Raw genomic sequence first — 23,775 nt, forward strand, 5'->3', positions numbered from 1 at the left:
AGACCAGGTAGATAGGCCGGGAGTGGAAGCGGCGTAAGTCGTGGAGCGGACCGGTACTAATCGGCCGAGGGCTTGATTTCGCAAGAGCCGATGCGAGTTCACTGTACAGTTTTGAGGGTGTGACCTCAGAGATTTCGGGTGGCTATGCCGGAGGGGATCACCCGTTCCCATTCCGAACACGGAAGTTAAGCCCTCCAGGGCCGAAGGTACTCCGCAAGGGGGAGAATAGGTCGCTGCCCGAGCTAGTTTCAGCGGTAAGCGACCCCCTGGCGACGCAGCGTCGCCAGGGGGAGCGCAGCCGGGTGACAGGTCCGGTAGGCCTGTACACAAGTCCCGGCTTCACGGGAGCCTGTTTCGCGTGTATACTGGGGATTGGGGTAACGGTAGCCCGCCTGACTCTGGATCAGGTAGTCTAGGTTCGAATCCTAGATCCCCAACCAATCCCGGCCCCATCGTCTAGAGGCCTAGGACGGCGCCCTCTCACGGCGCAAACAGGGGTTCGAATCCCCTTGGGGTCACCAAGGCGTCCGCAGGGGGTGCGCCAGCACCCCCGAGGATCGCCTACCGCAAGCAGGATATTGTCGGAGTGGCGGAATTGGCAGACGCGTACGTTTGAGGGGCGTATGGGCAACCGTGCGGGTTCAAGTCCCGCCTCCGACACCAAGAGCGCCTCGTGAAGGGGCACCAGCCCCTTCACGAGCGCACAATGCAGATGTGGCGGAATTGGCAGACGCGCACGGCTCAGGACCGTGTCGGGTAACCACTCCCGGTGGGAGTTCGAGTCTCCCCATCTGCACCACAGGCGCTGATGTAGCTCAGTAGGTAGAGCACGTCCTTGGTAAGGACGAGGTCACCGGTTCGATCCCGGTCATCAGCTCCAGGCGCGGCGGGCCCGGCTCGCCGCACAAGAGATGCGCCGGTAGCTCAGTGGATAGAGTACCTGACTACGAATCAGGTGGTCGTAGGTTCGAATCCTGCCCGGCGCGCCAGGGTTGCGCCCGTAGCTCAGCGGATAGAGCGCTTGCCTCCGGAGCAAGAGGTCGTAGGTTCGAGTCCTGCCGGGCGCGCCAGTTCCCTCAGGGGTGTAGCTCAATTGGTAGAGCAACGGTCTCCAAAACCGTAGGTTGCGGGTTCAAGTCCTGCCGCCCCTGCCAGACAGACATGCAGACCGTAGCTCAGTTGGCTAGAGCGCCAGATTGTGGCTCTGGAGGTCGCCGGTTCGACCCCGGTCGGTCTGCCCATACGGGGCTGTAGCTCAGATGGGAGAGCGCTTGAATGGCATTCAAGAGGTCAGGGGTTCGATTCCCCTCAGCTCCACCAGGTTCCTCGGGCTGTGGCGCAGCTTGGTAGCGCGCTTCCTTGGGGTGGAAGAGGTCGTGGGTTCAAATCCCGCCAGCCCGACCAATTCGGGGTGTGGCTCAGCTTGGTAGAGCGCACGGTTCGGGACCGTGAGGTCGCAGGTTCAAATCCTGTCACCCCGACCAAATCGAAGGCAGGCATGCTCTGCATGCCTGCCTTCGATTTGGGGGGCCCGACAGCCCTTTGCGGAGCAAAGGGCGAGAGGGCCGACCATTCAAGGGCCGTGAGGACGTGCTTCCGCAGTCTGGGACTACACTGGCCCGACAGCCCTTTGCGCAGCAAAGGGCGAGAGGGCCGACCAACAACACCTGAGCCATCCCGTGCATGCCTGCTTTCGTTTTGGGGGGCCCGACAGCCCTTTGCGCAGCAAAGGGCGAGAGAGCCGACCACATCCAGAACTGATGAGAGACGTGCAACGGCACGTCTTCTTGCATGTCCGCACGCCCCCATGCGGCGGGGGCGCGGGCGGTGTTCTTCGGCTATGCAGCGGCCGGATACGGCCATGACGATTTCCGAGCAGGAATCCGGCGCGCGGCCGAGCAATACTTTACACTGCAAAGTAACCCGGGGACCGGGTGGAGGTTTACGCGATGAGTACTGACCACGGCGTACTGGCACTGATGCGCCACCGCAACTACATGCTCTACTGGTTCGGCTTCCTCATCTCCAACGCCGGCGCGTGGATTCAGTCGGTGGCCCAGGGGTGGCTGGTCTACGAGATCTCGGACAGCGCCGCCTGGCTGGGTACCGTGGGCTTCGTGCGGGCGTTCCCGCTGATCCTCCTCTCGCTGATCGGGGGCACCGTGGCAGACCGCTTCCCGAAGCGCCGCATCCTCTACATCACCCAGTCGGTGCAGCTGCTGAGCGCGTTCATCCTCGGCACGCTGACGCTGCTCGGCCACATCCAGGTCTGGCACGTCGTGCTGCTCTCCGCCGTCTCGGCAGCGGCGCAGGCCTTCGACCAGCCCACCCGCCACGCGCTCGTGCCGCAGCTCGTGCCCAGGTCCATCCTGCACTCCGCCATCTCGTTCAACTCCATCGCCTTCAACGGCGCCGCGCTCTTCGGACCGTCGCTCACGGGCGTGCTGGTGCCGCTCATCGGCTTCGCCGGCTGCTTCTACGTCAACGCCGCCAGCTTCGTTGCCGTGTTCATCGCCCTGGCGCTGATGGACTTCCCGCCGCACCGGCCGGGCGAGCGGAAGCAGTCCATGCTCCAGGACCTGCGGGAAGGGCTCGCCTTCATCCGCCACAGCCCGATCATCCTGGCGCTGATCTCCATGGCGGCGGTGACCTCGTTCTTCGCCCGGCCGTACCAGCAGTTTATCACGGTCTTCGCCAAGGACGTGGTGCACGGGGACGTGGGCATCGCCGGACTGATGCAGGCGGCCCCCGCGCTGGGCACCGTCATCTTCATGCTGGCCATCGTGTCGGCGCCGGACATCCAGTGGAAGGGCAAGATGCTGCTGGGTTCGGGCGTGCTCTTCAGCCTGGCGCTCGTCGCCTTCAGCTGGTCGTCCAACCTGTACCTCTCGCTGGCCCTGCTGGTCATCGTCGGCGGGTGTGCCATGACCTGGCAGACCACGCTGAACACCCTGCTGCAGACCAACGTCGACGACCGCATGCGCGGCCGCGTCATGTCGGCCTACACCATGACGGCGCTGGCGATGATGCCGCTGGGCCAGGGGCCGCTGGGCGTGGCCGTGGACTACCTGGGCCCGTCGCTGGCGGTCACCCTCGGTGCCCTGATCTCGCTGGCCTGGCTCGTCTACATGGGGATCCTGCGGGTGCGGGAGATCCGCGCGCTGCCGTAGCCGCGATGACGAATGGTGCTTTGTGCCTGCAGGAAGGATGGCAGCCGTCAGGGAATATTCATTCTTGAATACCCCGCGAAGGAGGTTGCCGCTGGATGGCTGTCGTACCGTTCAGGAATGAGCCGCTGACCGATTTCTCCCGTCCCGAGAATCGCGATGCCTTCCGCCAGGCCCTGGAACTGGTGCAGAGCCGCTTCGGGCGCGAGTACCCGCTCGTGATCGGCGGGGAGCGGATCATGACCAAGGACCGCATCGTCTCCACCAACCCCGCCAAGCCCGATGAGGTCGTGGGTTACGTCGGCAAGGCTGACCGTGAGCTGGCCGACAAGGCCATGGCCGCGGCGCTCGCCGCCTTCGAGGAGTGGAGCCACGTCAACCCCAAGGCCCGGGCGCGGATCCTCCTGAAGGCCGCCGCCATCATGCGCCGCCGCAAGCACGAGTTCTCGGCGACCATGGTGGTGGAGATCGGCAAGAACTGGGCCGAGGCGGACGCCGACACGGCCGAGGCCATCGACTTCCTCGAGTACTACGCCCGGGAGATGTACCGGCTCTCCGAGCCGCACGAGCTCACCCGCATCCCCGGCGAGGACAACGAGCTCTACTACATCCCGCTGGGCGTGGGCCTGATCATCCCGCCGTGGAACTTCCCGTGCGCGATCATGGTCGGCATGACCTCGGCGGCGATCGTGACGGGCAACACCGTCATCCTGAAGCCGGCGTCCATCACACCCGTCATCGCCGGGCTGTTCGTCGAGGTGATGGAGGAGGCCGGCCTGCCGCCCGGCGTGCTCAACTTCCTGCCCGGCCCCGGCGGCTCGGTGGGCGACTACCTCGTCGCGCACCCGAAGACCCGCTTCATCTCCTTCACCGGCTCCAAGGAGGTCGGCCTCCGGATCAACGAGGTGGCCGCCAGGACGGCCCCCGGCCAGGTCTGGATCAAGCGGGTCATCGCCGAGATGGGCGGCAAGGACGCCATCGTCGTCGACAAGGACTGCGACCTGGATGAGGCCGCGGCCGGCATCGTCACTTCGGCCTTCGGCTTCCAGGGCCAGAAGTGCTCGGCCTGCTCCCGGGCGATCATCCACGAGGACGTCTACGAGCCGATGATCGACCTGATCGTCGAGAAGACCAAGGCCCTGCTGCAGGGCGATCCGCGCAACCCGGACGTCCACCAGGGACCCGTGGCTGACAAGAACGCCTACGAGTCGATCCTGCGCTACATCGAGATCGGCAGGGGCGAGGGCCGGCTGCTGCTGGGCGGCGGCCCATCGGCGCTGGCGAAGGAGACGGGCGGCTACTTCATCGAGCCGACGGTCATCGCCGACGTGGACACCAAGGCCCGCATCGCCCAGGAGGAGATCTTCGGGCCGGTCCTGGCCGTCATCAAGGCCAAGGACTTCAAGGACGCCATCCGCATCGCCAACGACACCGAGTTCGGCCTCACCGGCTCGGTCTACTCCCGCAACCGGGCCAACCTGGAGTATGCCCGCCGCCACTTCTTCGTGGGCAACCTCTACCTGAACCGGAAGTCCACCGGTGCCCTGGTCGGCGTCCACCCGTTCGGGGGGTTCAACATGAGCGGCACCGATTCCAAGGCCGGCGGCCCGGACTACCTGCTGCTCTTCACCCAGCCGAAGGCGGTCAGCGAGAAGCTGTAGCGCTCTGGCGGCGGCCGGGCGATCGAGTTGGCTGTACCGGTAGGAACTTGGGGAGGCGACGTCCGCCTCCCCTTTCCAATGGCTGCCTTCTTGGGTATCCTTTTTAGACGACTAGCGTGTCGCCAGGAGGGGTCCCGTTGCAGATTCGCTGGACGAAGCTCCCGTTCACCGCCCACAACGAGGCCGAGTACCGGAAGGGGCTGAACGACTGGCTGGGACACGTCTTCTACGACCTGCTGCCGGAGCACGGCTTCGAGGTGCGGGAGGAGCAGATCTACACCGCCTTCCGGATCGCCCGCGCGCTGACCGAGGGCGCCACGCTGCTGGCCGAGGCCGGCCCCGGCACCGGCAAGACTTTCGCCTACCTGCTGCCGGCGGTCTGCCACGCCCGGATGCGGGGCGCCCCGGTGGTGGTGGCCAGCGCGTCCGGCGTGCTGAAGGCGCAGCTGACGGGCCCGGACGGCGACATCCACACGCTCTCCCGCCTGCTGGGCCTCGACATCGACGTGCGGGTGGCCGGCGACCCCGCCGACTACGTCTGCGAGCTGAAGGTGGAGACGGCCGACCTCTCCGTCGACCGCGAGCCCGAGGGCTGGCACGAACTGGTCGACTGGGCCCGGCGCACGGCCACCGGCGCACGCTCGGAGGTGCCCGGGGTCGACGACGAGCTCTGGGAGCTGGTGGGCTGGGACCCGTCGCTCAGCTGCGACACCTGCCCGCGCCGCGGCCACTGCCTGATGATGGCCGCGCGGCGCCACCACCGGGAGGCGGCGGACCTGGTGGTCTGCGACCACCGGCTCTTCGCCCAGGACCTGCTCACCCGGAACGACCTGCTGGAGGGCGGTCTGGTGCCGGTCCTGCCCGCCTACTCCGCCGTGATCTTCGACGAGGGCCACTACCTGCCCGAGACGTGGCAGCGGCTCCAGGGCTGGTCGCTCAGCGCCGACCGGCTCCGCCGGACGCTCGGGCGGCTGGAGGCCTGGCAGGCCCGGGAGCAGATGGCCTGGCGGCTGGAGGCCGCGCTGCGCGCCGCGGAGAACTTCATGCGCGGCATGGACGCCCACACCCGCCCCGGCGAGGGCAAGCGCGACGTGGACCGCTCGGACCTGCTCCTCAAGGCCGCGGCCCGGCTGGACAGGGCCCTGGACGACCTGCAGACCGAGCTGGTCACCGAGGAGGCCATGAGCGAGGGGCAGACGGCCGAGACCGAGCTCAACGCCTACCAGGCGCGCATCGACGAGATCCGGGCCGCGCTGCGGCTCTTCCGCCAGCCGGCGTCTGTGGTTTGGCGGGAGGGCGACGAGCTCTGGGTGGTCCCCCAGCGGCCGAAGCCGCTCTTCGGCGGCCAGCACCTGAAGCCGGGCACGCCCGTCGTCTTCTCCTCGGCCACCCTGGAGCCGGCCTACCAGGCCCGGGTGCTGGGGCTCACCAAGTTCGACCAGATGCAGGTGGGCGTGCCCTTCGACCTGGGCCGGCAGGCGCTGGTCTACCTGCCGGCGGGTGGTGCAGGCGCCGGGGAAGGTACCGCCGGGGAGGAGGCACTGATCGACGAGGCGGTGCGGGTGCTGCACGCCACCGACGGCCGGGCGCTGATCCTGCTGCGGTCCCTGGCCGAGGTCGGCCGCTGGCGGCGGGCGCTGACCGCCCGGAACCTGCCCTGGCCGGTGCTCTACGAGGGTGAGGGCGACCGCGGGGCGCAGCTGGTGCGCTTCCGGACGGAGGTGCACTCGGTGCTGGTCGGGGCCAGCTTCTGGGAAGGGGTGGACGTGCCCGGGGAGTCGCTCTCCTGCGTCATCATCCCCCACCTGCCCTTCCCGGAGCACGACCCGCTCATCCGGGAGCGGCGGGCCCAGGCGCAGGCGGCCGGCGATGACCCCTTCCGGGCCGTGGACCTGCCCGAGATGCTGATCAAGCTGAAGCAGGGCGTCGGCCGGCTGATCCGCACCGCCGCGGACCGGGGCGTCATCGCCCTGCTGGACCGCTCCCACGCGGGCACCGACTGGGAGGAGGCCGTCGAGGCGGCCTGCCCCGAGGACGCCAGGCGCGTCTCGGACCTGGCGGCGGTGAGGGCGTTCCTCGCCGGCGGGGAGGCGTGAGCGCCCAGGGCTCACATCAGGCGGAACAGCGACGCCATCTCCTTCATCCGCCGGTCGCCGACCTGGTGACCCCAGTTCCAGAGCACCAGGTCCACCACCCGGATGCGCTCGCCCACCTCCTCGGCCGTCCGCCGGACGAGGTCGTCGGGCGTGGTCTCCAGGAAGGCCGCCAGGCGGGGCACGGGGCCGGTCTGCACGACCACGTCCCAGCCCAGGTTGCGGGCGAGGTGGTACCGGCTGGTGGGGCCGACCCAGGGCAGGGTCTGGAGCCACGCCAGCGCCTCCGGCACGGGGCGCGCCGCCAGGCGGGCCATCTGCCCCGGCTGCTCCGCCAGCGAGTCGGCCATGGCGAGGATCGCGCCGATCTTGCGGGGGTGCTTGAGGACCGACAGCGCCTCGATCTGCGCATCCCGGGCAGCGGTAGCCACCGCCGCGGGATCCCAGTTGCGGAAGGCCGCGCTGAGTCCCGGCCAGAGCCGGTCGGTCACGTGGGCGGTCATGCCGCACGAGACCACCACCCAGGCATACTCGGCGAGCAGGTCCCGGTCGGTGCGGTTCTCCGGTCGCTCCCGGCGCCACTGGTCCAGCAGGCCGTCGGGGTCCGGTTCGGTCGCCCGGAGGTGGTCCAGGGCGTGTTCGTACAGGGCGCGGTGGTTCATCGGGATACCTCCTCGTGTGCGTCGGGAGTCAGGCGCTGCCTTCAGCGGTGCGCAGTGGTGCAGGAGGTCGCGGATTTTACACGAATCCATCTTGCGGGGGAAGGTCAAAGGGGGAGCTTTGGATGGAGAAACAGACGATGCGGATCGCAATCCTGGGCCTGGGCACCGTGGGGAGCGGCGTGGTCCGCCTGCTCCGGGAGAGCAGGGAGATGCTCCACCTGAAGACGGGCCTCAACCTCGAGCTGGCCAAGGTGCTGGTGCGCGACGCGCGGCGGCCGCGCCCCGGGTTCGAGGATCTCCCGCTCACGGACGACGTGGACGAGATCCTCGGCGATCCCTCGATACGCATCGTGGTCGAGCTGATGGGCGGCATCGAGCCGGCCCGCACCTACATGGTCGAGGCGCTGAAGCGGGGCAAGACCGTCGTCACCGCGAACAAGGACGTGATGGCGGATTACGACAAGGACCTGTACGACGCCGGCGAGATCGGCGATGCGGAGCTTTACTTCGAGGCGTCCGTGGGCGGCGGCATCCCCATCATCCGGCCGCTGAAGGAGTCGCTGGCGGCCAACCGGATGGAGCTGGTGATGGGCATCGTCAACGGGACCACCAACTACATCCTGACCCAGATGAGCCAGTACGGCAAGAGCTACGAGGAGGCCCTGCGGGAGGCGCAGGAACTGGGGTACGCCGAGCCCGACCCCACCAACGACGTGCAGGGGTACGACGCCGCCCGCAAGCTGGCGATCCTCTCCTCCATCTGCTTCCTCTCCCGCGTCAAGCCGGGGATGGTCTACACCGAGGGCATCACCCGCATCACGCCCCGGGACATCGAGTACGGGCGCCGCTTCGGCTGGGTCGTGAAGCTCCTGGCGATCGGCAAGGAGGTGGACGGGAAGATCGAGGCGCGGGTCCACCCCGCCTTCATCCCCGAGGGGCACCCGCTGGCCAATGTCTCCGGCTCGCTGAACGCGGTGTTCACCGTCGGCGACCCCGTGGGCGAGTCGATGTTCTTCGGCCGCGGCGCGGGCGCCGGCCCCACGGCCTCGGCGGTGGTCTCCGACCTGATCGCCGCCGCGCTCTCCAAGCGCACCCCGGGCCGCCGGGCCGGCGACGCCAGCACGGTCTTTTTCGAGAAGCCGGTGCTGCCGATCTCCGAGACGCGCAGCCGCTACTACCTGCGCCTGCACGCCACCGACGCCCCGGGCAGCCTCGCCCGCATCGCCGAGCGGTTCGGCTTGCACGAGGTCTCCCTCGCCCAGGTGGTGCAGGGCTCCGGCGGGCCCGACCGGCCCAACGGGCGCGGCTCCGCCGAGCTGGTCCTGGTCACCCACACGGTGCAGGACGCCAACATGCAGGCCGTCGTCCGCGACCTGAAGGAGATGGCCGACACCGTGATCAGCGTCGACAACGTCATCCGGGTGGAGGGGTAGCCCGTGGCGGCGGCGCTGATACACGGGCTGCTGCTCGCCTTCGGCCTGATCCTCCCGCTGGGCGCACAGAACACGTTCATCCTCAGTCAGGGCGCGCTGCACCGGCGCTGGGCGGGGGCCCTGCCGGCGGTGCTCACCGCCGCGGTCAGCGACACGCTGCTGATCGCACTGGCGGTCTCCGGGCTCTCGCTGGTGCTGCTCACCGTTCCCTGGCTCCAGTCCGCGCTCCAGTGGGCCGGGGTGCTCTTCCTCGCCTACATGGGCTGGTCCACGTGGCGCTCCGCCGCCAGCCTCGCCGCCGTCACCGGCGCCGCGCCCGGCGCGGTCGCCGCAGCGGGTTCCGCCGACGAGGCCTGGCCCGCCCGGCGGCAGGTCGCCTTCGCCGCGTCGGTCTCGCTCCTCAACCCCCATGCGATCCTCGACACGGTGGCCGTGATCGGCACCAGCGCGCTGCAGTACGACGGCGGCGCCCGCCTGGCCTTTGCGCTGGCCTGCATCGGGGTCTCGTGGGTCTGGTTCTTCGGACTCGCCACCGCCGGCCACCTGATGGGCGTCCTCGCGGCAGGCGCCAACCTGCAGCGGGGGCTGGTCCGGATCTCCGCGCTCATCATGTGGGGGGTGGCCCTTCAGCTGCTCCGTTCGCTCCTGACCGCGTGAACTACGGGGGGCATGCTTCATGGAGACTGTTGCGCTGAGCCGCCGCCTCCGGCGCCGCCAGCGCCGCTGGCCGCGGGTGCTCCTGGGGATCGTGGTGCTCCTGGTGGCCCTTGGCCTCGTCCGGGCGTTCACCATCCAGCCGCTGCCCGACCGGGCGTACACCGCGCCCCGGCCGGTGGTCCTCGCCCACCAGGGCGCCTCGGGACACGCACCCTCCAACACGATGGAGGCGTTCCGGCTCGCCCTGGAGCAGGGGGCGGACATCCTGGAGCTGGACGTCCACATGACCAGGGACGGCGTGGTGGTCGTCAGCCACGACGAGACCATCGACCGCATGAGCGACGGCTCGGGGCTGATCAAGGAGATGACGCTGGCCGAGCTGCGCCAGTACGACTTCGGCTACGACTTCACGCCGGACGGCGGCTTCAGCTACCCGTACCGGGGAAAGGGCGTCACCATCCCGACCCTGGAGGAGGTCTTTCAGGCCTTCCCCGGCGTACCGGTGAACATCGAGATCAAGCAGGCGGACCCGCCCATGGAGCAGCAGGTGTGGGAGCTGGTCCAGAAGTACGGGGCGGAGGACCGGGTGCTGGTCGCCTCCTTCGACGGCACCGTGGCCCGGCGGTGGCGGGAGCTGGCGGGCACCCGGGTGGCCACGTCGGCGCCGGCCAGCCACATGTACCTGGTGACGGCGCTCCACCTGCCGTATCTCGACCGGCTCTACGCCCCGGTGTACGACGCGTTTCAGCTGCCGGTAGCGCAGAAGGCCGGACCGATCACCGTGCGGTTCGACACGCCCCGGTTCCTGGCCATGGCCGAGCGGCTGAACATCGCGGTGCACTACTGGACGGTGAACGACGAGGCGGAGATGAAGCGGCTCTATGCCCTGGGCGCCCACGGCATCATCACCGACTACCCCGACCGGGCGGTGAAGGTACTGCGGGAGCTGGGACTGCGGGACTAGCGCGGGCCACGGGAGGAGCCCGCCGCGACAGCACGGGAGCTCCCCCCGGCTGTTGGGCGCAGCGTTTCGAGGCAGCGTGAGCGGTCTGCGCGCAGAGGCGGCCCCCATTCGGGGGCCGCCCTTCTCGCTTTCGATCAGAACTGGATCTCATCCAGTGCGAACAGGTCGTTCTCCTTCATGATGTTGATCAGCTTCACCGGGTAGTTGGGGTCGGTGGCGTAGCCGCCCTTGCGGAGCCCCCAGGCGCCCAGGACCGGGTCGCTCATCACCGCCCGGAACACGTCGTACCACGAGGCGGTGAGCAGCAGGTCCTTGTGATCCTGCCAGCTCTCGGCGGGGCTGTAGTAAGCCCGGAACCGGGCGTCCACGGTGTAGCTCTGCCCGTTGTAGACCTCCCACGTGGTGGAGACGATCGACCCGGCGCTGCCGGTGCCCTTGATGCCGAACAGGTTGTTGGACATCTGGCCCGTGTACTTGTCCACCGGGATGTACTGGCCCCAGCCGGTCTCCAGGATCGCCTGCGCCACCTGCAGCGCCGCGGACATGCCGGTGTCCCGGTAGGACCTGACCGCCATCTCGGCGGCGAAGTCCTTGAAGCGGGACTTCTCCACGATGGGCCGCGGCCCGTAGGTGGGCTCCATGTAGGCGGTGACGTAGAACGGGGCGGTCGCGACGACCCATTGGCCGTTCAGCCAGGCGTTGGCGTAGATCTTCAGGCCGCCGCTGCGGGGCGGGGTCCACGCCACGTACTGACCGGGCTTCGCCTCGCTGATCAGGGTGATAACGCCGTCCTGCTCCGCGTAGAACTTGATGGTGTCGGCGGGGACGTTGGGCATGGCCATCAGCTGGACCTCGCCGGTGATCACCTGGCCGGGCCCGACGCCGTAGAGCCAGAGGCCGGGCTCCGTGTCGATCTCGAAGCGGATCGGTCCGACGGTGTGCACGACTCCCCGGTCGTCGGTGACCTCCACCGTCAGCGTGTGGCTGCCGTTGTCCGAGGGGCCGTAGGTCCACCAGTAGTTGTTCTCCGTGGCCAGCACCCGGCCGTCCAGGATGAAGCGCACGGACTGGATCGGGTAGTTGGCCGAGACGGAGAGGGTCCGCGCCCGTCCGGTGACCCGCTCGCCCTCCGAGACCGAGGAGAAGGCGGTGCGGTAGCCGGTGTTGACCAGCACCGGGACCGGGTCGGAGTGGTAGGCGTTGCCGTCGCGGTCGTAGGCCACCACCTGGAAGGCCTTGGCGCCGTTGGCGGTCGTCGGCGGGTACCAGGTGAAGCTCTCCCCCGGACCCAGGGTCGCCAGGTGGGTCACCGAGCCGGTGGCCGTGTCGATCATCTGGTAGACCACGTGGGTCGCCACGAAGTTGATGGTGTGGCCGATGGTGGCGGGGTCCGTGAAGGTGCCGCCCGGCGTCAGCCCGGTGAGCTGGATGCGGGTGTCGGGCCGGACCGTGACCGAGACCGGGGCGGAGTAGACCAGGGTGCCGTCGCTGCGGCGCACCGCCGCGATGATCTCCCGCGGTCCCGCCAGCGTCGGGTCGGGGGTGTAGGTGTAGGCGGCGCCGACGTCGGCCCCGGCTGCGATGACGCGTCCCTTCCGGGTGACCGGGTCCACCAGGTAGAAGAAGGCGTAGGTGCCGTCAAGCCCGACGGCCCGCAGGGCGGTGGGGCCGGTGATCACCTGGCCCTGGGTCACGCCCTCGAGCGTCACGGGCGAGGCCGGGATCCCGGGCCCGGGGGTGCCGGGCGTGCCAGGGTCGGGCGTGCCGGGCACCTCGGTGCCGGGCTCGGTGCTGAGGCGCACGGTGCGCGTCGCCTCGTCCCACTCGATCCCGAGGCCCATGGCCTCCGCCAGCGCCCGGACGGGGATGAACGTCCGGCCGGCGACGATGGTGGCGGGGACGTCCAGCAGCTGGGTGACCGCACATTCGGGGGCGACGCAGGCCAGGCGGTTGCCGATCTGCAGCCGGAGGTAGCGGTCGCCGTCGGTGACGACGACGGTGCGGTCCGTCTCGTTCCAGATGGGTTCGGTCCCCAGCGCCTCGGCGATCGGGCGCACCGGCGCCAGGGTACGGCCGTCCTGGATGAAGGCGCCGGGGTCCAGCGCGAGCGGCTGGCCGTTCAGGGTCACCTGCACCGGCGCCGCGGCCAGCGTGACGGGGGCGGGAACAAGGGAGGTGAGCACGGCCAGGCCGACGGCTGCGGCGAGCCAGTCTCGGGTGCGCATGGTTGGCATTCCTCCGCTCGGATAGATACACGAGTTCTGTCACCTTGGACGTGTTTTAGCCCCGCAATGTTTCACACCAGATTCCGGCATGCTGCTACCCATCAGGGAGGAGGAACCGCACAGGTGTCGTATCGTTGGTGGGTAGGGCAAGATAACGCGAAACCACAACAGAAGAGGTGCAGACATGCGGCGTTTTCGGTTCCCTGTACTTCTCACCCTCGCGCTCGTCCTGCTCCTGTCGGCCTGTGGCGGGAAGCAGGGCCCGGAGTGGGGGAATCTGCGCCTGACGCTGGAGGGCATCCAGCAGAGTGACACCCAGTGGTCGGCGCGCATGGTGCTGACAAATCCCACGGATAAAGTGCAAGTGATTCAGTATACCGGGCCCTACCGCTACACGATGATCGTCACGCAGAATGGCAAGGAGATCCTCACCCGGCCCTTTGACAAGCGCACCAAGGAGACGCCCGAGATCCTGAACCTGACCAAGGGCGTGTCTACGGAGTACGCGGTGGCCTGGACCTACCTCGACCAGGACGGCAACCGGGTCCCGCCGGGCACCTACGAGGTCTCCGTCCGGCTGGAGGCCATCACCGTCGTGCAGAAGACCGGCCAGTCCGAGCCCACCGTGATCGAGCCGAAGACCGTGGGCCCGGTGCGGGTGAAAGTCCAGTAACACGGCCCTGCCCTTCGAATCAGCAGGAGAGGGGGGAGAGGTGCAGGACCTCTCCCCCTCGGTCTGCGTTCCCCGGGCGCCAGCCCGGCGGCCAGGCCGTCCGCCCCCCGGCGGCGGGTGCCGCCGATCCTGAGATGCATGCGACTGGAGGGAAACATGACCCATGGCCACGGCAGCTGAACAGTACCGGTTGTGGAGTCAGGACCCCTACTTCGACGCGGCGACGCGCGCCGAACTGGCGGCGATCGCCGGCGATCCCGCCGCCATCGAGGACCGCTTCTACCAGATGCTCGCCTTCGGCACCGGCGGGCTGCGGGGTGTCATCGGCGCCGGGACCAGCCGAATGAACCGCTACATGGTGCGCCTGGCCACGCAGGCGCTGGCCGACTGCATCCGCCCCCTGGGCGAGGCGGCGATGGCCCGGGGCGTGGTCATCGCGCACGACTCCCGCCGCTTTTCCGCCGAGTTCGCCCGCGAGGCGGCGCTGACGCTGGCGGCGAACGGCGTCGTGGCCTGGCTGTGGGACGGGCTCCGCCCCACGCCGATGCTCTCCTTCGCCGTCCGGGAGCTCGGCGCGGTCGCCGGGATCGTCATCACCGCCAGCCACAACCCGCCCGAGTACAACGGCTACAAGGTCTACTGGGAGGACGGCGGCCAGGTCCCGCCCGACCGCGCCGGTGCGATCCAGGCGGCGATGCGGGCCATCGCCGACATCCGGACCATCCGGCCCCTGCCGGAGGACGAGGCCCGGGCCCGAGGGCTGCTCAGGCCGGTCCCGGCGGCGGTGGACGAGGCCTACACGCAGCGGCTGCTCTCGCTGGCCACTGCCGCGCCCGGGCAGCGGGCCGCCCTGCGCATCCTCTACAGCCCGCTGCACGGTGCCGGGCACCGTCCGGTGGTGACGGCGCTGGAGCGGGCCGGCTTCCCCGTCACCGTGGTCGCGGAGCAGGCCCAGCCCGACCCGGACTTCCCGACGGTGGCGAAGCCGAACCCGGAGGAGCCCGAGGTGTACGAGATCGCGCTGCGGTATGCCACAGGGCTGCCTGGTGCGGGTGCAGGGGCGGCGCCCGGGCCTGCCGCCGGGGCAGGCTCCTTCGACCTGATCATGGCCACCGATCCCGACGCCGACCGGCTCGGGGTGCTGGTCCGCGACCGGGACGGCCAGTACCGGATGCTCACCGGCAACCAGCTCGGCGCCATCCTCACCGAGCACATCCTGCGCTCCCGCAAGGCGGCAGGCACCCTGCCCGCCAACGGAGCCGTGATCAAGACCATCGCCACCTCCAACCTGGTGGCCCCGCTCTGCCGGGAGTACGGCGTGACCCTGCTGGAGACCCACACGGGCTTCAAGTTCATCGGCGACAAGATCAAGGAGTTCGAGGAGACCGGCGCCCACGAGTTCCTGTTCGGCTTTGAGGAGAGCTACGGCTACCTGGGCGCGACCTTCGTCCGGGACAAGGACGCCGTCATGGCGGCCCTGCTGGTGGCCGACGCCGCCGCCCACCACCGGGCGGAGGGCCGCACCCTGATCGACGCCCTGGAGGCCATCTGGCAGCGCTGCGGCTACTTCCAGGAGGGGCTGCACAACGTGACGCTGCCGGGCCGGGACGGCCAGGCGCGCATCGCGGCGCTGATGGCCGGGCTGCGGTCCAACCCGCCGGAGGCCTTCGCCGGGATCCCGGTGGCCTTCCGCGACGACTACGCCACCGGCACGGGGGTGGAGCCGGCCACCGGGCGCACCTACGCCCTCGCCCTGGGCCGGGCCGACGTGCTGCACTACCGCTTCGCCGACGGCGGGTTCGTGATGGTCCGGCCGTCGGGCACCGAGCCGAAGCTGAAGCTCTACGTCTCGGTGGTCGGGCCCGACGAGGCCTCGGCGGTGCAGCTGCGGGACCGGGTGATGGCGGACGCACTGGAGCGGATGGGGCTGCGCTGAGTCGATTCGTGCGGCGACCGGGGCCGCGTGGGGCCCCGGTCGCCCTGTGTTCTGTTCGTGGGGGCTGTTGGCGATGACGGGGGAGGGCACGTTGCCGCCTTGCGTTCCGTCCGTGTGGGCTGTTGAAGACGACGGTGGAGGGGGCACCCATCCCCCCTTGCGGTCTGTTCGTGGGGGCTGTTGGCGGCGACGGGGGAGGGGGCACCCATCCCCCTTGCGCTCTGTTCGTGGGGGCTGTTGGCGGCGACGGGGAAGAGCACGTTGCCGCCTTGCGTTCCGTTCGTGTGGGCTGTTGATGACGAAGGGGGAGGGGGCACCCGGCCCCCCTTGCGTTCTGTTCGTCGGGGCTGTTGGCGACGACGGGGAAGGGCACGTTGCCGCCTTGCGTTCCGTTCGTGGGGGCTGTTGAAGACGACGGTGGAGGGGGCACCCATCCCCCCTGCGCCCTGTTCGTCGGGGCTGTTGGCGGCGACGGGGAAGAGCACGTTGCCGCCTTGCGTTCTGTTCGTGAGGGCTGTTGAAGACGACGGTGGAGGGGGCACCCATCCCCCTTTCGTTCTGTTCGTGGGGGCTGTTGGCGACGACGGGGGAGGGTACCCTGTCGCCGCACGATCTGTTCGCGTTGGATGTTGGTGCGCGACGGATGGAGCCCCGGACGCCCTATGTTCTGACTGTGCGCGCACCGAGAGCTCGTGGACGAGGGCGGGCCGCTGGCCCATCCCCCACTGACCTGGGGGCGGGGGGAGCAGCCACAGAAGGGGGCGGTCCGTCGGGCAGCGGTCCACCAACACGCAGTGCGAACAGACACTACGCGGCGGGAAACGGGTGGCCCCGGCGGGCACGTCGTTTCAGCGCAGAAACGTTCGTAGAAGGATGTGTCGATCCAAGACTATTACAGCATGCAGGTGCGGGGGTGGTATGGAATACTGCCGTAGTGGTTAGAATTGGGATGAACAGGTCCTGAGAGGTTGGTGAGCAGATGCGTCTGATCAGGCTCAACGAGGCGGCCAGAATGCTGGGCGTGGACGGCGACACGCTGCGCCGGCGCGCCCGGAACCGGGACTACGTGGAGATCTACGGGCTCAGGTTCCGGGTCTACCGGATGGACCCCAGGCCCGACGCCGAGCGCCGGTTCGATGCCGACGAGATCCGCGCGGCGCTGGAGCAGCTGAAGCAGGCGTAGCCAGGTCCTCGGTGCGCCGCCCTGCGCGCACGGTGCGCAAACGTGGGGGGTCAACGTCCGGCGCGGCCCAGAATCGACCTGCGGGCGGTATGTCTTATGTCGCCGGCGGATACAATTTCGGTGTGTCCCCGAATTGCCCGCCTCGGTCGACAGGATGGATGACATACGCGTCGAAAGAGGCTTAGACAGTCAGGGCTTGTACTACCAGGAGGGACCACCGTTGAAGCTTGCCGATTTGCTGCTCGCCCTGGATTCCGCCCAGGTGCTGGCCGTCCCGGACGTGACCGTGACCGGGATCACCGCCGACTCCCGCCAGGTGTCGCCCGGCGACCTGTTTGTCTCGATTCCCGGTGCCCGCGTGGACGCGCACCGGTTCATCCCCGATGCCATCGAGCGCGGGGCGGTCGCCGTCGTGAGCCAGCGGCCCTTCGAGGTGCCGGCGGGCACCGGCGCGGCCGTCGTGCCTGACGCCCGGCGGGCTCTGAGCGCACTGGCGGACCGCTTCTACGGCTACCCCTCCTGCACGCTCAAGATGGTGGGCGTCACCGGCACCAACGGCAAGACCACCACGGCTTTCCTGCTGGAGGCGATCGCCCGGGAGGCCGGCAAGACCATGGGGGTCATCGGGACCGCCGGGATGATGCTGGGCCGGGAGGTCCTCGAGGGCAAGGCAGGCTACACCACCCCCGAGCCGCAGACCATCCACCGGCTCCTGGCGACCATGCTGGAGCGGGGCGCCTGGGGCGCGGTGATGGAGGTCTCCAGCCACGCCCTGGAGCAGCACCGGACCGACCACTGCCGGTTCGACGTCGCGGTCTTTACCAACCTCACCCACGAGCACCTCGACTACCACGGTGACATGGAGTCGTACTACGCCGCCAAGGCGCGCCTCTTCCACGAACTCCGGCCCGGCGCCACGGCGGTGATCAACATCGACGACCCCTACGGGCGGCGCCTGGCCGGTGAACTGCCCCGCGGGGTTCGGCTGTACACCTACGGCTTCGCCGCGGACGCCGAGGTCCGGGCGGAGGAGGTCCACCTGACGGCCGGCGGGGCGCGCTACCGCCTCGTCACGCCGGTCGGGGCGGTGGACGTCGAGGCGCCTTACCTGTTCGGCGCCTACAACGTCTCCAACGCGATGGCGGCCGTCGGCGCAGGGCTGGCGCTGGGCTTCGGGCTCAACACGGCGGCCCGGGCGCTGCGCACCGCCAAGGGCGCCCCCGGCCGGTTCGAGCGCATCGACGAGGGGCAGGACTTCACGGTCGTTGTCGACTACGCCCACACCCCCGACGGGTTCGAGAAGCTGCTGTCGGACGTGGCCCGGCTGAAGGAGCCGGGGACGCGGGTGATCATGGTCTTCGGCTCGGCCGGCCACCGGGACCGGTCCAAGCGGCCGGACATGGGCCGGATCGCCGGCGACTACTGCGATGTACTGGTACTTACCGAGGAGGACCCCCGCACGGAGGACGCGCTGGAAATCGCCCGGGAGATCGCTGCGGGCGTCACCCGCGACGACGTGGAGATCCACCTGATCGAGGACCGGGTGGAGGCGATCGAGCATGCGATCCGCATGGCGCAGCCCGGCGACATCGTGCTGATCACCGGCAAGGGGCACGAGACCGACCTGGAGGTGCAGCACCCCACCACCTGGCGGGGCGACGTCCCTGCAGCGGTGGCCGCCCTGCAGAGCCGGGCCCGGGAGGAAGCCCGGGGCGTGCGGGCGTAGTGCGCTGAGACTGGTGCTGGATGCAGGCCCAGCGCTGCGGACCTGGCGCTGGCCGGGCGCCGGATGCGGACTCGGCGCCGGGTGCGGGTGAACCGCAGCGCACTGACGGGAAGTACAGCAGAGGGGCATCGTACCCAGGTACGATGCCCCTTTTCACACCCTCGTACCTATTCAGTTGCTCTCCTTTCCGGTAGGATAGAACCGGGCTCACCGGAGGGAGGAGATTCTGCATGGGCCGTTACGCCGTGGGCCTGCTGCTGATCATCATGGGCGGGCTCTTTCTGATGCAGACGCTGGGCCTGGCCAGCGGTATCTCGTTCGGGTCGCTGGTGCTCGTTTTCGTGGGACTCGTCATCGCCGGCGATGGCCCCCGCCGTCGACGTTTCAGCCTGTTCAGCACGGGCCTTGGGCTCTGGCTGGCGGCGATCGGACTGTTCAACATGCTGTCCCGCGCCGGGATCACCACCACGACTGGCGGTGACATCCTCCGCGTGGGCTGGCCGCTGCTCCTGATCCTCCTCGGCCTGTCCATGCTGCTCGGCCGGGGGATGCGGGTCTACGTGACTGCCATCCGTCCGCGCAAGTCCACCCAGTTCTCCAGCTTCGTAGGCGACCTGAATCTCGGCACCGAACCCTGGGTCCTGGACAAGGATCTGCAGGTGCAGACCTTCGCCGGCGACCTGCGCCTCGACCTGACCACCGCCACCATCGCCCCCGGCGTGCACCGGATCGAGGTGACGCAGTTCGTGGGCGACACCCTGGTACGGGTGCCCGACACGGTTTCGGTCCGGGCGAGGGCCGAGGCTTTTGCGGGGGAGGTATCCATCTTCGGCGTGGAGCGATCCGACGTCGGCATGGTCTACCTGGAGCGGGAGGAGATCGTGCCAGGCGCGGATGCGGAACTGATCATCGATGCCCGCGTACGCTTCGGAGAGGTCACGATCGAGCGGGTGCCGATCTCTGACTTCCGGGTGTTCTGACATGGAGGAACGGCGGAATCTCGGGCTGCAGTGGCGGCTGGTGGCGGTCACCCTGGCCGCCGGCGTGTTGAGCAGCGGTCTGGCAGTCTTCGGCTTCTGGGCGGCCGACGAGTACGGACTGGGGCGGGAAGACGCCCTCCTGGTCGGTGCGATCGCAGGGCTCGCCGGTGGGCTGGTCGCCTCGGTCTGGAGCTTCTGGCTCGCCCGCCGCATCAAGTACCGTCTGTGGAAGGCGGGCGACCTGGCCCTGCGGATCCGGCGGGGGGACCTTTCCGCACGGCTGCCGGTGGGCGACGACGACGAGATCGGCGAGCTGGAGAGGCAGCTGAACCAGATGGCCGCCTACCTGGAGCAGGCGGTGGGCGACCTCTCCCGCATGGCGGAGCAGAACCGGCTGCTGGCCGAGGAGGCCGGCCGGGGCGCCGCCCTGGAGGAGCGCGCACGCCTGGCCCGGGACCTGCACGACACGGTGAACCAGCAGCTCTTCGTCCTCTCGCTCCGCGCCGCGGCGGTGCGCAAGCGGGTGAGTCGCGAGCTGTCCCGCGATGGCGCCGGGCAGACGGTGGGTGACGGGCCCAGACCGCCGGGCGACGGCGTCGTGCCCACGGCGGGTGACGGGCCCAGACCGCCGGGCGATGGCGTCGTGCCAACTGCGGGTAACGGGCCCAGACCGCCGGGCGATGGCGGCGTGCCAACTGCGGGTGACGAGCCCAGACCGCCGGGTGATGGCGTCGTGCCCACGGCAGGTGACGGGCCCAGTTCGCCGGGCGGTGGCGTCGCGCCCACGGCGGGTGACGGACCCAGACCAACGGGCGGTGGCGCCGGGCAGACGACGGGTAACGGGATCAGACCGACGAGCGACGGCACCGTGTCAACGGCGGGTGACGGACCCAGACCGACGGGTGACGGCACCGTGCCGGCGGCCGGTGACGGGGCCTCCCCGGCTGATGGGTCCGGGGCCGCAACTGCAGCCGGGTCTGGCGGTTCCGCACCGACTCCCGGTGGCGTCCTCCTGTCGTGGCTGGCGTCGCTACCCGACGAACTGGCCGCGCTGGAGGAGCTGGCGCGGGCGGCCCACAGCCAGACGCGGGAGCTGATCCTGCAGCTGCGGCCGACCACCCTGGAGCAGCAGGGGCTGGGACCGGCGCTGGCCGAGTACGTGCGGACCGCGGCGACCCGTGAGGGGTGGGAGGTCGAGACCGAGATCGACCCCGCACTGCGGCTGCGCGGCCCGGAGGGCGAGGCGCTCTTCCGCGTGGCCCAGGAGGCGCTGAACAACGCCGCGAAGCACGCCAGGGCGAGCCGCATCCGGGTCGCACTGCAGCGGGTGGACGGCGAGGTCCGGCTGCGCGTCGCCGACGACGGGGTTGGCTTCGACCGGAGCAGCGGCATCCGGCCCACCGCCGTGGGGCTCGTGGGCATGCGGGAGCGGATGGCGGCGCTGGGCGGGCGCATCCAGGTGCGCACCGCACCGGGCAAGGGGACGGAGATCACGGCCATCCTGCCGGCACCCCATCCCGCAGAACCGGGAGAGGCAGGGAGCCGGCGCGCCGAGCCCGCCGAGCAGCGCAGCGAGCCGGTTGGGGGCGCACGGTCGGAGGAGCGCGCAGAGCACGAAGCAGGGCATCCAGGAGGTGTCGCAGGATGATCCGCCTGTTGATCGTTGACGACCACAAGATGGTCCGTGAGGGGCTGAAGATCTACCTCTCCACCGAACCCGAGATCCATGTGGTGGGCGAGGCGGAGAACGGCGAGGAGGCGGCGCGCCTGGCCGCTGAGCTGCGGCCCGACGTGATCCTGATGGACCTGATCATGCCCGGGGTGGACGGCATCGAGGGGACGAAGCGCTGCCTGGCGGCCTGTCCCGAGACCCGGGTGATCGTGCTGACCTCCATGCCCGACGACGAGCTGGTCGTCCCCGCGATCCGGGCCGGCGCCCTGTCGTACATCCTGAAGGACATCTCGGCCGACGAACTGGCCGAGACCATCAAGAAAGCGGTCTCCGGCAAGCCGACCCTCCATCCCGTCGCCGCCCAGCGCATGATGCAGGAGCTCACCGCACCGCCGAAACCGCGGCCGGGGGTGGACGAGATCAGCCCCCGGGAGATGGAGGTCCTCCGGCTGATTGCCCAGGGGCTGTCCAACAAGGAGATCGGCGACCGGCTGTTCATCGGCGAGCGGACGGTGAAGACCCATGTCTCGCACCTGCTGGAAAAGCTTCAGCTCCAGGACCGGACACAGCTCGCCATCTACGCGCTGCAGAACAAGTTAGTATAGGCCCTGTCGTAGCTGCGGCAGGTTCGGGTCCCCCCGGGCGCTGAGCCCCGGGGGATCTTTTTTTGTGGGCGGGGGAAGAGGGGTACGCTGGCGATAGGCGGCGGAGAGGGCTTCCAGGTGGGCGACGAGTATCTCCTGGCCTTCGAGGCAGCGCAGCGGCAGTCGATCCGGGATCAGGCGCAGCATGCCGGCCAGTGACAGGTCGTCGCTGTGGACGGGAATGAGCAGGATGCCGCGCTGCCTGCAGATCGCCTGCTTGATGAGGTCGCGTCCCTGTTGGCGCCGCGCCGCCTCAGGGTCCGGGTAGAGCGGCGTGGGGCCGTAGTGCTGCGCTCCGTTGAACTCGAAGCCCACGAGAAACTGCCAGTACAGGCGGTCGATCTGCATCTCTTCGGATGTATACGGGTTGATGAGAAAGCCGGGTGTGGCGTTGTCTTCGAAGTCGGTGCTGTCGACGAGAATGTTGAGCCATTCTCGCATGAGGCCCTCGCCGAAGTAAGGAGCCTTCCGCAGGCGGTGCTCGACGGCCGCGATCTGCTGCTGCTGTGCCTCAACGTGGGGGTTGCGTACCGTGATCGAAAAAGCGCGCCGGGCACCCGGGCGGTCGATGATGATCCATCCAGAATCGTGGAGGTGTTGAAGCGACTTCCTGATGGTCGGGTGACTCCTTCCGGTGACCTCGCGCAACTGGCTGTACCCAGTGATGACCGCGGAGGACTGGTATCCCGGGAGCACCTGGAGAACGGCGTACAGCACCTTCTGTGATGCCAGGGTGGTGGTGCTTCTCAGCAGGTCTACGGGAATTGTGGCGAACAGCCCGGGGCGCTTCGGAATGGGGAGGCTCCGCAGCAATCCAAACTGCCTCAACAAGGAAAGACTGTAAACTGCACTGTGTCGACAGAGGCCGGCTAGTTCTGCAAGCTGTCGCTGGCTGGCAGGACCCAGCTGATAGGCCGCCCAGGCGATCTTCGCTTGGTCGGTCAGGCGGGGGTCGAGCAGGATCGACCGGGGGACATAAACCTGTCCTGGACGGATAGGGATCTCCATGTCAGATCACCGGAATACCTGTTCGCTCCACGGAAGGTAATTCCTGCCATGCACGGAAATCGATTGTGTCTATCCTGCCGTGTCGCGGGGTTGGCAGGGCCGACCGCCAACACCGCAAGCCACGGAGTCGGTCTGGACTCTCCCTGCCGGGGTGCGGATGGGGTTGGGTGCTCCGCTCGAGGTGGTCGTTGAACGGTGAAGTGAAACTCCATGAGCCATGTCGTGATCGAGGGTGGCTCATGGAGTTACAGTTGCGGCAGGGTGGAGGGCGGCGCCGGTGTCGACGAGCTGGTGCCGGGGCGGGTTGGAAGGGCGGCTGAACAGTTTGGTCCCCGCTGCCGGGGTTAGGGGGCTCCGCTCGATGTGGTAGTTAACGGTGAAGTGAAACTCCATGAGCCACGTCGTGGGCGAGGGTGGCTCATGGAGTTACAGTTGCGGCAGCGTGGAGGGCGGCGTCGGTGTCGACGAGCTGGTGGCAGGGCGGGTTGGAAGGGCGGCTGAACAGTTTGGTCCCCGCTGCCGGGGTTAGGGGCTCCGCTCGATGTGGTAGTTTAACGGTGAAGTGAAACTCCATGAGCCACGTCGTGGGCGAGGGTGGCTCATGGAGTTACAGTTGCGGCAGGGTGGAGGGCGGCGTCGGTGTCGACGAGCAGGTGTCGGGACCGGTTGGAAGGGCGAGACAACAGTTTGGTCCCCGCTACCGGGGTTAGGGGCTCCGCTCGATGTGGTCGTTTAACGGTGAAGTGAAACTCCATGAGCCACGTCGTTGGCGAGGGTGGCGCATGGAGTTCCAGTTGCGGCAGGGAGGAGGGCGGTGCCGGTGTCGACGAGCTGGTGGCAGGGCGGGTTGGAAGGGCGGCTGAACAGTTTGGTCCCCGCTGCCGGGGTTAGGGGCTCCGCTCGATGTGGTCGTCTAACGGTGAAGTGAAACTCCATGAGCCACGTCGTAGGCGAGGGTGGCTCATGGAGTTACAGTTGCGGCAGGGTGGAGAGCGGCGCCGGTGTCGACGAGCAGGTGTTGGGGCCGGTTGGAAGGGCGGGAGAACAGTTTGGCCCCCGCTGACGGGGTTGGGTGCTCCGCACGAGGTGGT

General features: G+C 68.9%; 16 protein-coding genes, 12 tRNA genes and 1 rRNA gene. 26 read left to right on the forward strand and 3 right to left on the reverse strand.

Going from position 1 to position 23,775, the window contains the following annotated elements:
- Window positions 1-134 precede the first annotated feature (134 nt).
- The 16 genes from rrf (at window position 135) to J2Z79_RS06255 (ending at window position 6,924) form a co-directional block, all read left to right on the forward strand.
- Window positions 135-242: ribosomal RNA gene (rrf, locus tag J2Z79_RS06180) — 5S ribosomal RNA — on the forward strand.
- 124 nt (window positions 243-366) lie between these two features.
- Window positions 367-440: transfer RNA gene (locus J2Z79_RS06185), tRNA-Gln, on the forward strand.
- Window positions 441-445: 5 nt separating this feature from the next.
- Window positions 446-521, forward strand: a tRNA-Glu gene (locus tag J2Z79_RS06190).
- Between the two features lie 59 nt (window positions 522-580).
- Window positions 581-663: transfer RNA gene (locus J2Z79_RS06195), tRNA-Leu, on the forward strand.
- Between the two features lie 45 nt (window positions 664-708).
- Window positions 709-799, forward strand: a tRNA-Leu gene (locus J2Z79_RS06200).
- A gap of 5 nt (window positions 800-804) precedes the next feature.
- Window positions 805-880 (forward strand) — tRNA-Thr (locus tag J2Z79_RS06205).
- Window positions 881-913: 33 nt separating this feature from the next.
- Window positions 914-989: transfer RNA gene (locus J2Z79_RS06210), tRNA-Arg, on the forward strand.
- Window positions 990-994: 5 nt separating this feature from the next.
- Window positions 995-1,070, forward strand: a tRNA-Arg gene (locus J2Z79_RS06215).
- Window positions 1,071-1,078: 8 nt separating this feature from the next.
- A tRNA-Trp gene (locus J2Z79_RS06220) sits at window positions 1,079-1,154 on the forward strand.
- 10 nt (window positions 1,155-1,164) lie between these two features.
- Window positions 1,165-1,241: transfer RNA gene (locus tag J2Z79_RS06225), tRNA-His, on the forward strand.
- A gap of 3 nt (window positions 1,242-1,244) precedes the next feature.
- Window positions 1,245-1,320: transfer RNA gene (locus J2Z79_RS06230), tRNA-Ala, on the forward strand.
- Window positions 1,321-1,327: 7 nt separating this feature from the next.
- Window positions 1,328-1,404 (forward strand) — tRNA-Pro (locus J2Z79_RS06235).
- A gap of 3 nt (window positions 1,405-1,407) precedes the next feature.
- Window positions 1,408-1,484: transfer RNA gene (locus J2Z79_RS06240), tRNA-Pro, on the forward strand.
- Window positions 1,485-1,949: 465 nt separating this feature from the next.
- Window positions 1,950-3,170 carry an MFS transporter gene (locus J2Z79_RS06245; RefSeq protein WP_209466006.1) on the forward strand — a complete coding sequence of 407 codons (1,221 nt, stop codon included), beginning with the start codon at window positions 1,950-1,952 and terminating at the stop codon, window positions 3,168-3,170.
- A 95-nt stretch (window positions 3,171-3,265) separates the two neighbouring features.
- Window positions 3,266-4,828 carry an L-glutamate gamma-semialdehyde dehydrogenase gene (gene pruA / locus J2Z79_RS06250; protein ID WP_209466007.1) on the forward strand — a complete coding sequence of 521 codons (1,563 nt, stop codon included), beginning with the start codon at window positions 3,266-3,268 and terminating at the stop codon, window positions 4,826-4,828.
- Between the two features lie 137 nt (window positions 4,829-4,965).
- A complete protein-coding gene (locus J2Z79_RS06255) occupies window positions 4,966-6,924 on the forward strand; it encodes an ATP-dependent DNA helicase (protein WP_209466008.1) in 1,959 nt (652 codons plus the stop codon).
- An 11-nt stretch (window positions 6,925-6,935) separates the two neighbouring features.
- On the opposite strand, the gene J2Z79_RS06260 is transcribed toward J2Z79_RS06255, so the two are convergent.
- Window positions 6,936-7,583: a hypothetical protein gene (locus tag J2Z79_RS06260; protein WP_209466009.1), complete on the reverse strand. Its 648-nt coding sequence runs from the start codon at window positions 7,581-7,583 to the stop codon at window positions 6,936-6,938.
- A gap of 122 nt (window positions 7,584-7,705) precedes the next feature.
- Here J2Z79_RS06260 and J2Z79_RS06265 point away from each other — a divergent pair, with 122 nt between their 5' ends.
- The 3 genes from J2Z79_RS06265 to J2Z79_RS06275 are packed head-to-tail and all read left to right on the forward strand — an operon-like array spanning window position 7,706 to window position 10,637.
- Window positions 7,706-9,016 carry a homoserine dehydrogenase gene (locus tag J2Z79_RS06265; protein ID WP_209466010.1) on the forward strand — a complete coding sequence of 437 codons (1,311 nt, stop codon included), beginning with the start codon at window positions 7,706-7,708 and terminating at the stop codon, window positions 9,014-9,016.
- Between the two features lie 3 nt (window positions 9,017-9,019).
- Window positions 9,020-9,673, forward strand: coding sequence for a LysE/ArgO family amino acid transporter (locus J2Z79_RS06270; protein ID WP_209466011.1), 654 nt, complete (start codon window positions 9,020-9,022; stop codon window positions 9,671-9,673).
- A gap of 19 nt (window positions 9,674-9,692) precedes the next feature.
- On the forward strand, window positions 9,693-10,637 hold the full coding sequence (locus tag J2Z79_RS06275) for a glycerophosphodiester phosphodiesterase family protein (RefSeq protein WP_209466012.1): 945 nt from the start codon (window positions 9,693-9,695) through the stop codon (window positions 10,635-10,637).
- 134 nt (window positions 10,638-10,771) lie between these two features.
- On the opposite strand, the gene J2Z79_RS06280 is transcribed toward J2Z79_RS06275, so the two are convergent.
- Window positions 10,772-12,862, reverse strand: coding sequence for a stalk domain-containing protein (locus tag J2Z79_RS06280; RefSeq protein WP_209466013.1), 2,091 nt, complete (start codon window positions 12,860-12,862; stop codon window positions 10,772-10,774).
- 184 nt (window positions 12,863-13,046) lie between these two features.
- Here J2Z79_RS06280 and J2Z79_RS06285 point away from each other — a divergent pair, with 184 nt between their 5' ends.
- From J2Z79_RS06285 to J2Z79_RS06315, 7 genes are all read left to right on the forward strand, one after another.
- A complete protein-coding gene (locus J2Z79_RS06285; RefSeq protein ID WP_209466014.1) occupies window positions 13,047-13,535 on the forward strand; it encodes a BsuPI-related putative proteinase inhibitor in 489 nt (162 codons plus the stop codon).
- A gap of 163 nt (window positions 13,536-13,698) precedes the next feature.
- Complete coding sequence (locus J2Z79_RS06290) at window positions 13,699-15,471, forward strand: phospho-sugar mutase (protein WP_209466015.1); 1,773 nt, start codon at window positions 13,699-13,701, stop codon at window positions 15,469-15,471.
- Window positions 15,472-16,450: 979 nt separating this feature from the next.
- Complete coding sequence (locus J2Z79_RS06295; RefSeq protein ID WP_209466016.1) at window positions 16,451-16,654, forward strand: hypothetical protein; 204 nt, start codon at window positions 16,451-16,453, stop codon at window positions 16,652-16,654.
- A 220-nt stretch (window positions 16,655-16,874) separates the two neighbouring features.
- On the forward strand, window positions 16,875-18,380 hold the full coding sequence (locus J2Z79_RS06300) for a UDP-N-acetylmuramoyl-L-alanyl-D-glutamate--2,6-diaminopimelate ligase (protein WP_209466017.1): 1,506 nt from the start codon (window positions 16,875-16,877) through the stop codon (window positions 18,378-18,380).
- A 230-nt stretch (window positions 18,381-18,610) separates the two neighbouring features.
- A complete protein-coding gene (locus J2Z79_RS06305) occupies window positions 18,611-19,360 on the forward strand; it encodes a LiaF domain-containing protein (protein WP_209466018.1) in 750 nt (249 codons plus the stop codon).
- A 1-nt stretch (window position 19,361) separates the two neighbouring features.
- Entirely contained in the window at window positions 19,362-21,008 is a 1,647-nt protein-coding gene (locus J2Z79_RS06310) for an ATP-binding protein (RefSeq protein ID WP_209466019.1), read from the forward strand.
- On the forward strand, window positions 21,005-21,637 hold the full coding sequence (locus J2Z79_RS06315) for a response regulator (RefSeq protein ID WP_209466020.1): 633 nt from the start codon (window positions 21,005-21,007) through the stop codon (window positions 21,635-21,637). The genes J2Z79_RS06310 and J2Z79_RS06315 overlap by 4 nt, the downstream gene beginning before the upstream one ends.
- Here the strand turns inward: J2Z79_RS06315 and J2Z79_RS06320 are convergent.
- Window positions 21,629-22,684 (reverse strand): ArsR family transcriptional regulator, encoded by a 1,056-nt coding sequence (locus J2Z79_RS06320; protein WP_209466021.1) that lies wholly within the window; start codon window positions 22,682-22,684, stop codon window positions 21,629-21,631. The genes J2Z79_RS06315 and J2Z79_RS06320 overlap by 9 nt on opposite strands.
- Between the last annotated feature and the right edge of the window lie 1,091 nt (window positions 22,685-23,775).

Source organism: Symbiobacterium terraclitae, from assembly GCF_017874315.1.
Classification (GTDB): Bacteria; Bacillota; Sulfobacillia; order Symbiobacteriales; family Symbiobacteriaceae; genus Symbiobacterium; species Symbiobacterium terraclitae.